The sequence below is a fragment of the Intrasporangium sp. genome, from assembly GCF_036566125.1.
Taxonomy (GTDB): domain Bacteria; phylum Actinomycetota; class Actinomycetes; order Actinomycetales; family Dermatophilaceae; genus Intrasporangium.
The window spans coordinates 1-7,017 of the sequence record NZ_DATCWX010000308.1; the positions used below are offsets into that span (position 1 = coordinate 1).

Below are 7,017 nucleotides of genomic sequence, written 5' to 3' on the forward strand. Positions count from 1 at the left end.
GGCAGCCTGGAGCGCCGCCCGGGCCCGTGGCCTCACGGAGCCACCCGCGGCACTGCCGCCGTGGCTCCCTCCGCCGTCCCGTAGTGCCCCACGTCACCGGCCAGCTCCGCCTCGAGGGCGAGCACGACGATGGCGGGTCCGGCTGCGTCGTTCGCATGATCGACGGTCGAGATGACGCCGGCGGTGGCATCCGCGCCGCGGACGGCTGCGACGGCGTCCGAGGAGATCCGCTGCCCCGAGGAAACCACCGGTTCGGGTCCTGCGACGACCGCGCCTGCGGAGTTCTCCGCCACGAGGCGGGCGAGGGTCCGGATCGTCTCTGACCGACGCTGGACCTCGGCCTCGTCACCGGTGAAGGAGCCAGAGACGACCACCGCGAGGTCGGCGGGCTCGGGCGCGTCCGTCGAGGAGTCGACCAGCCCGGCCCGGGTGAGGGTCTCCAGCGCAGCGGTGCGAGACTCGGAGGCCGACACCACGTCGTTGCTCACTGCGAGGCGAGCGAGCACCTCGGCGAGCAGCGCGTCTCCCGTCAGGGCCGAGAAGATGCCAAGGGTCGAGGCCGCCGCCTTCGCCGCGTCCGCTCGCTCCGGCGCGCGGGCCGGCTCGAACCATTCGCCGCTGATCGTGAGCCTTGGGCCCGGCGTCGCCCCACTGCTCGTCACCGCTTCCTCGACGAGATCCGCCAAGCTGCCGTCGGCCGAGGGGAGCACGATGAGGGCAACCTTGTGTCCTGTCAGGGTCCCGTCGATGACCCGGCCCGATACTGCAGAGGCATACTCATCGCCGGCCGCGACCCGTGCCTCGCTCGCTGCCAGTTGGTCGTTGAGACTTTGTTTCTCGGCCCGCAGCGCGGACACCTGGTCCGTGAGCTGGGACCCGAGGTTGCCCTGGAGCGGACCGGCGCCGAGGACGATGCCGACCGCCAGGGCCAGGAAGATGGAGATGATGGAGACCAGGTGGTACCGGAAGTCGATCACGTGAAGATCCCCACGATCCAGGTCCAGACGTCGTCCCAGCGGGCGGCAATGACCTGCAGCCACGCCTGACCGGCGGGAGTGGCGGAGATCGCGGCGAAGAGCGCGAGCATGCCGACGAGGAGCATCACGATGAGCATGCGCGCCGGGATGCGCGCCTGGTAGAGGCGGCTGACGCCCTTGGCGTCGACGAGCTTGCCGCCCACCCGCAGCCGGGTCAGGAAGGTCGAGGCCTGGCCGTCCCTGCCCTTGTCGAGGAACTCGACCAAGGTCACGTGCGTCCCGACGGCCACGATGAGCTCCGCTCCCGCGTCGTCGGCAAGCAGCAGGGCGACGTCCTCGCTGGTTCCGGCTGCGGGGAAGACGACGGGCGCGATGCCGAGCGCCTCGACACGGGCCAGCCCGGGCGCCCGGCCGTCGCGATAGGCGTGCACGACGATCTCCGCGCCCGAGCGCAGGGCACGATCCGAGACGGAGTCCATGTCGCCGACGATGAGGTCGGGTTGGTAGCCGGCCTCGAGGATGGCGTCCGCGCCGCCGTCGACGCCGATGAGGACGGGCCGGTACTCCCGGATGTAGGGGCGCAGGGTCAGCAGGTCCTCCCGGTAGTGGTAGCCCCGGACCACGACGAGCGTGTGCCGGCCCTCGATCCTGGTGCGGATGGGCGGGATCCCGATCCCGTCGAGCAGCAGTTCGCGCTCCTTGCGGATGAATTCCATGGTGTTCGTGGCGAAGGCCTCGATCTGGACCGCGAGGCCCGCACGGGCGTCGTGCATCTGGGCCTGGATCGCCTCGGCGTCGAGCAGCTGACCCGACGAGATCCTCATATCACCGCGCCAGAGCCCCTCGCCGTCCAGCCGCAGCGGGTCACCGTCGTGGAGTTCCATGACGGCAGGCCCAACGGCGTCGAGCAGCGGCACGCCTGCCTCGTTGAGGATCTGTGGGCCGACGTTGGGATAGCGGCCGGAGATCGACGCGGAGGCGTTGACCACGGCGGCCGGCCTCGCCGCGACGAGTGCGTCCGCGCTGACCTTGTCCAGATCCTCGTGGTCGATGACGGCGATGTCTCCGGGCCGCAGCCGCTTCGTGAGGTTCTTCGTCCGGCCATCCACACGGGCAGGACCGACCACCCCGGGACCCGAGGTAGGGGCGTGGGCGCGGCGACGGAGAGACATGGCCATGGTTGTCCCCATCGTGCCACGTCAGTCTGGGGCCACCGACCCGCCAAAGCTCGCCCGAGGCAACGAAACGGAGTCGTTCAGGCCGCCCCGACGCGGGAGTCCCGCATCGCGTCAGCCTGCTCGAGCAGCTCTCGCGCGTGGGCCAGACCGGCCTCCGAGTCCGCGTCCCCGCCCATCATCCGGGACAGCTCCCGGAGCCGGTCGGCACCCTCGACCACGGTCACGCTGCTGGAGGTGATCGCGCCGTCGTCGGACTTGTGGACGACGAGGTGGCGGTCCGCGAATGCCGCGACCTGGGCCAGGTGGGTCACGACGATGACCTGCGCCTGCTCTGCCAGGGCGGCCAGCCGGGCGCCGACGTCGATGGCGGCCCGTCCCCCGACCCCGGCGTCGACCTCGTCGAAGACGAAGGTCGGTGGTGTGCCGGGGCGTCGCGCCGCCGTCGCGCCGTCCGGGGTGCCGCTGCTCGAGCCAACCACCTCGAGGGCGAGCATGACTCGCGACAGCTCACCTCCCGAGGCGGCCTTGGCCACGCTCCTGGGGGCGGCCCCGGGGTTGGCGGCCAGCAGGATCTCGACCTCGTCGGCGCCGTGCCTCCCGATCCGGACCCGTTCCCCGGACGGGAGCGGCAGCCCGTCCTCTGCAGTGCGCTGCTCGACCCGGACCTCGACGACCGCCCTGCCCATGGCGAGATGCGAGAGCTCCTCCGAGACCCGCGCTGCGAAGTCGGTCGCCGCGGCCACGCGCGCGGCGGTGAGCTCCGATGCCGCCGCGACGAGGTCGGTGGTGAGCTCGCCGAGTCGGGTGTGGAGCACATCGACCCGATCATCCGCCGAGAGGAGTGCGTCGAGGCGCGCCGCTGCCTCCTGCGACCAGGCGAGCACCTCGTCGACCGACTCGCCGTACTTGCGGGTGAGCACCGCCAGGGCCGCCCGGCGCTCCTGGACGTACTCGAGGCGCTGCGGGTCCAGCTCCACGTCCTCCAGGTAGCCGGTCAGCTCGGCCGCCAGATCGGTCACGAGGGTGGCGACCTCATCGATCCGGGAGTCGAGAGCACCGAGCCGCTCGTCGTGAATGGCCCCGTGTGACAGCGCGGACCTGGCCGACCCGATGAGGTCACGGACGTTGGGAGCCGGCTCAGCGGCATACTCATCCCCGCTGAGGTCGGCCAGCGCCCGGCCGGCCGCCAGTCTCAGGCTGTCAGCGTGCGCGAGGCGCGCATCCTCGGCGCGGAGCGCGGCGTCCTCACCGGGCTGCGGGTCGACCGCCTCGATCTCCTCGAGTGACGCGGTCAACGAGTCAATGGTCCGAGCCCGCTCACGTGACTCCGCGACAAGACGTTCGTGCTCGGTCCGTGCGGCGCGCCATTCGTCATGGAGGCGCGCGACTCGATCACGCAACGCGCGCAGCTCAGGTCCCCCGAAGTCGTCCAGGACCTCACGGTGGGCATCACCCTGCTTGAGCCGCCACTGGTCCGCCTGGCCGTGGACCGCGACGAGATGGCGCCCGAGCTCGGCCAGCACCCCGACCGGGGCCGTGCGACCGCCGACATGAGCCCGCGATCGTCCAGACGCGGTCATGGTCCGCGCGATGACGAGCTCGCCGTCATCGTGCTCGGCGCCGGCCTCGTCCGCGCGCGCGAGCGCCGGATGCCCCATCGGCAGGTGGACGACGCCCTCGACGACGGCCTGCTCCGCACCGGTCCGGACCAGTCCTGAGTCAGCCCGCTCGCCGAGGAGCAGGCCCAGGCCGGAGACGACCATCGTCTTGCCCGCACCCGTCTCACCGGTCAGCACGTTGAGACCAGGGCTCAGGTCGAGGACGGCATCGTGGATGACACCGACCCCTCGAATCCTCATCTGGCTGAACACGGAACCACCTTAGGGCCGAGTTCCGTCAGTGCCGTGCATGCCCTGCGTGCGGTCCACGTCATCCGCGCGTGGCTGCTCCAGTGCGTCGGATGCAGCTGGGCGCCGGCGGGCCGGGCTCGACGCAGGACTCGTCCCGCTCGGTTGGCTGCGGATCCAGCGGTCCGACCGGGGCGACGCGCCGGCCGGGGGCCTGGCCCGGCTCCCGTCGCCGCGCCAACCCCGCACCGGGAGACGGAACTTCGCCACGAGCCGGTCGGTGAACGGCGCGGTCGTCAGGCGCGCCAGCCGCACCGGACGAATCCCGCGACGCACCTCGATCCGCGCACCGGGGGGCAGGTCGATGTGACGACGTCCGTCACACCACATGATGCCGATGACGTCGGTCCCCGTGCCCAGCTCGATCGCCACGTGTGAGTCCGGTCCGAGGACGAGCGGGCGAGCGAAGAGCGCATGGGCGGAGTTGGGGACCAGGAGCATCGCCTCCACCTGCGGCCAGACGACCGGTCCGCCGGCCGAGAAGGCATAGGCGGTCGACCCGGTGGGCGTCGAGACGATGAGGCCGTCACCGCCCCAGCTCGACAGCGGCCGACCGTCCACCTCGATGGTCAGCTCGAGCATGCGCTCACGGGAGGCCTTCTCGACGCTCACCTCGTTGAGGGCCCAGCTGCTCGCCACGATCTCGCCGTCGAACTTCGCGTCGACATGGAGCGTCATCCGCTCGTCCACGGTGTACCGGCGGTTGGCGATGTGCTCGACCGTCGCGTCGAGGTCGTCACGCTCCGCCTCGGCGAGGAAGCCGACATGTCCGAGGTTGACCCCAAGGAGTGGGATGTCCACGCTCCGCGCGAACTCCGCGCCACGCAGGATCGTCCCGTCTCCTCCGAGGACGACGACGAGGTCACATCCCTCCGCGACGGTCTCCTCCGCGACCATCGCCTCCGTCGCGATGTGGACCCGGTTGCTGTGCTTGAGGTCGAGCACCTTTGCCTCGTCCGCCTGCAGCGACACCTCGATCCCGAGATGGGTGAGGCGATCGATGACGCCCTTGGCCACGGTGAGCGCCTCGGGCCGGCGGGGGTGCGCCACGAGCAGGATGCGGCGGTTCACAGGTCCTCCTCCTGGCGGTCGATCGAGTCCAGCATGTCATCAGCGGACAGGCTCGCAGTGGTGATGCCGCGCGGGGCGAGCCACAGGAGGAACTCGACGTTGCCCTCCCCGCCCCGGATCGGGCTGGGCGCCGCAGCACGGATGACGAGGCCCAGCAGCGTCGCGGTCTCATGGATGGTACGCAGGACGCGACGCCGCTCGTGGCGTGACGTGACGACGCCGCTGCGACCCAACCGCTCGCGGCCGACCTCGAACTGGGGTTTGACCAGCACGACGAGGTCGCCACCGTCGGGGACCAGGGGCCGAATCGCCGGGAGCGCGACGGTGAGCGAGATGAAGCTGAGGTCGCACACGACGAGGTCGAACGGCCCGCCGAGCGAGCTGGCGTCGACGTCCCGGATGTTGGTGCGCGGCAGGTCGATGACCCGGGGGTCGTGAGCCAGCCGCGCCGCCAGCTGACCGTGGCCGACATCAAGGGCGGTCACCTGGCTGGCTCCGTGCTCGAGCAGGACCTGCGTGAAGCCTCCGGTGCTCGCGCCCACGTCGAGGCAGCGTCGGCCCGCGACGCCGATCGGCCACAGCTGCAGGGCATGCAACAGCTTGAGCGCCGCTCGACCGACCCAGCGGTCGACCTCGCGAGTCAGCGTGATGGCGGCGGCATCCGATATCTGGTGGCTGGGCTTGCCCACGACCCGTTCGTCGACGAGAACGACCCCGTCGCGGATGAGCTCACCGGCCTGGGCCCGCGATCGGGCGAGGCCTCGAGCCACGAGTGCAGCGTCGAGGCGGCTACGGGTCACGCGCCACCGAGGTCGTTGAGGCGAGACTGGAGGGCGGCGAGGGCGCGCTCACCCTCGTCGATCCGCTGGGCAAGGGGAGCGTCCTGGGCTGTTGCCAGATCGGCCAGGACCGCGTCGATAGCGGCGTCACCGGTCTCCGGCGCCTCCGGCGCCGAGGGGCCTGTCGTGACCCGATGCTCGAACTCGGTGCTCATCCTGCCTCCCTGGTGTGCGGTCGCCCGGTCTGTGAGCTGGCGGCGATCCGGACCGCCGCCATGTCCACCAGCAACCGTAGCGGTTACGACAACCGAGACCGGTCCAGCAGCTCGTCGACCTCGGCGGCCAACCGCTCGAGCTCACGGGAGCCCACGTTCCCGCGCTCGACGGCATCGAGCAGCGCCGCCAGCCCGGCTCGCACGAGCTCGACCGGACGCGCATCTCCTGCGACCACGTCCAGACCACTCGCCGACAGCGCAACGCGGCCACCGGCACACGTCCACCCGCCAGCGGCCGGGCACACAGCGGCATACGGCTGCTCGAGCTCGCTCAAGGTGCCGAGGACCCAGGTCGGCACACCGTCCCCGTGATGACGCAGGAGCTCGCTCGGACGGTGCACGCCGGTGAGGAGCCACGCCGAGTCGAGGCCGGCGGCCACGGCGCCGGCGATGTCGGTGTCGAGCCGATCGCCCACGGCCAGGGTCGCCTCGGCAGGCGTGCCGAGCCGCTCCACCGCTGCACGGTAGAGCGGCGCGTGCGGCTTGCCGACCACCGTTGGCTCGCGGCCGACGGTGGCCGCCAGCAAGGCGACGTACGCCCCGTTGCCGGGCGCCAGCCCCCACTCGAGCGGCAGCGTCGAGTCCGCGTTGCTCGCCACCCAGACCACGCCGCTGGCCAGGTGTCTGGCGGCGGTCTCGAAGTCCCGGACCGTGAGCTGGCGGCCGAGACCCTGCAGGACCGCATCGACCCGCTCCTCGCAACCCCGGGCGCCGGGCAGCACGGCGTCGAGACCGGCCTCGGCGAGGGCGGCAGCGACTCCGGGCCCGCCGAGGGCGAGGACGCGCGACCCCCGTGGGAGCAGCGTCGCGAGCTCGGCGGCACCGGCTTT

General features: G+C 71.7%; 7 protein-coding genes. All 7 read right to left on the reverse strand.

From position 1 onward, the window contains the following. Positions 1–32: 32 nt before the first annotated feature. Positions 33–977: a copper transporter gene (locus tag VIR15_RS18675; protein WP_331930517.1), complete on the reverse strand. Its 945-nt coding sequence runs from the start codon at positions 975–977 to the stop codon at positions 33–35. After that, entirely contained in the window at positions 974–2,155 is a 1,182-nt protein-coding gene (gene steA / locus VIR15_RS18680; protein ID WP_331930519.1) for a putative cytokinetic ring protein SteA, read from the reverse strand. The genes VIR15_RS18675 and steA overlap by 4 nt, the downstream gene beginning before the upstream one ends. Positions 2,156–2,232: 77 nt before the next feature. Further along, a complete protein-coding gene (gene recN, locus VIR15_RS18685) occupies positions 2,233–4,026 on the reverse strand; it encodes a DNA repair protein RecN (protein WP_331930521.1) in 1,794 nt (597 codons plus the stop codon). Positions 4,027–4,035: 9 nt separating this feature from the next. Next, entirely contained in the window at positions 4,036–5,133 is a 1,098-nt protein-coding gene (locus tag VIR15_RS18690) for an NAD kinase (RefSeq protein WP_331930523.1), read from the reverse strand. Further along, a complete protein-coding gene (locus tag VIR15_RS18695) occupies positions 5,130–5,933 on the reverse strand; it encodes a TlyA family RNA methyltransferase (protein ID WP_331930525.1) in 804 nt (267 codons plus the stop codon). Before VIR15_RS18695 ends, VIR15_RS18690 begins: the two co-directional genes overlap by 4 nt. Then, positions 5,930–6,127, reverse strand: coding sequence for a hypothetical protein (locus VIR15_RS18700; protein ID WP_331930527.1), 198 nt, complete (start codon positions 6,125–6,127; stop codon positions 5,930–5,932). The genes VIR15_RS18695 and VIR15_RS18700 overlap by 4 nt, the downstream gene beginning before the upstream one ends. An 83-nt stretch (positions 6,128–6,210) precedes the next feature. Further along, positions 6,211–7,017, reverse strand: an 807-nt coding sequence (locus tag VIR15_RS18705; protein WP_331930529.1) for an HAD-IIA family hydrolase, incomplete at its 5' end; no start/stop codon positions are given.

Coding starts and splice junctions, on each gene's coding strand:
- steA (WP_331930519.1), bottom strand. CDS start 2,155: ATGGCCATGTCTCTCCGTCGCCGCGCCCACGCCCCTACCTCGGGTCCC.
- VIR15_RS18700 (WP_331930527.1), bottom strand. CDS start 6,127: ATGAGCACCGAGTTCGAGCATCGGGTCACGACAGGCCCCTCGGCGCCG.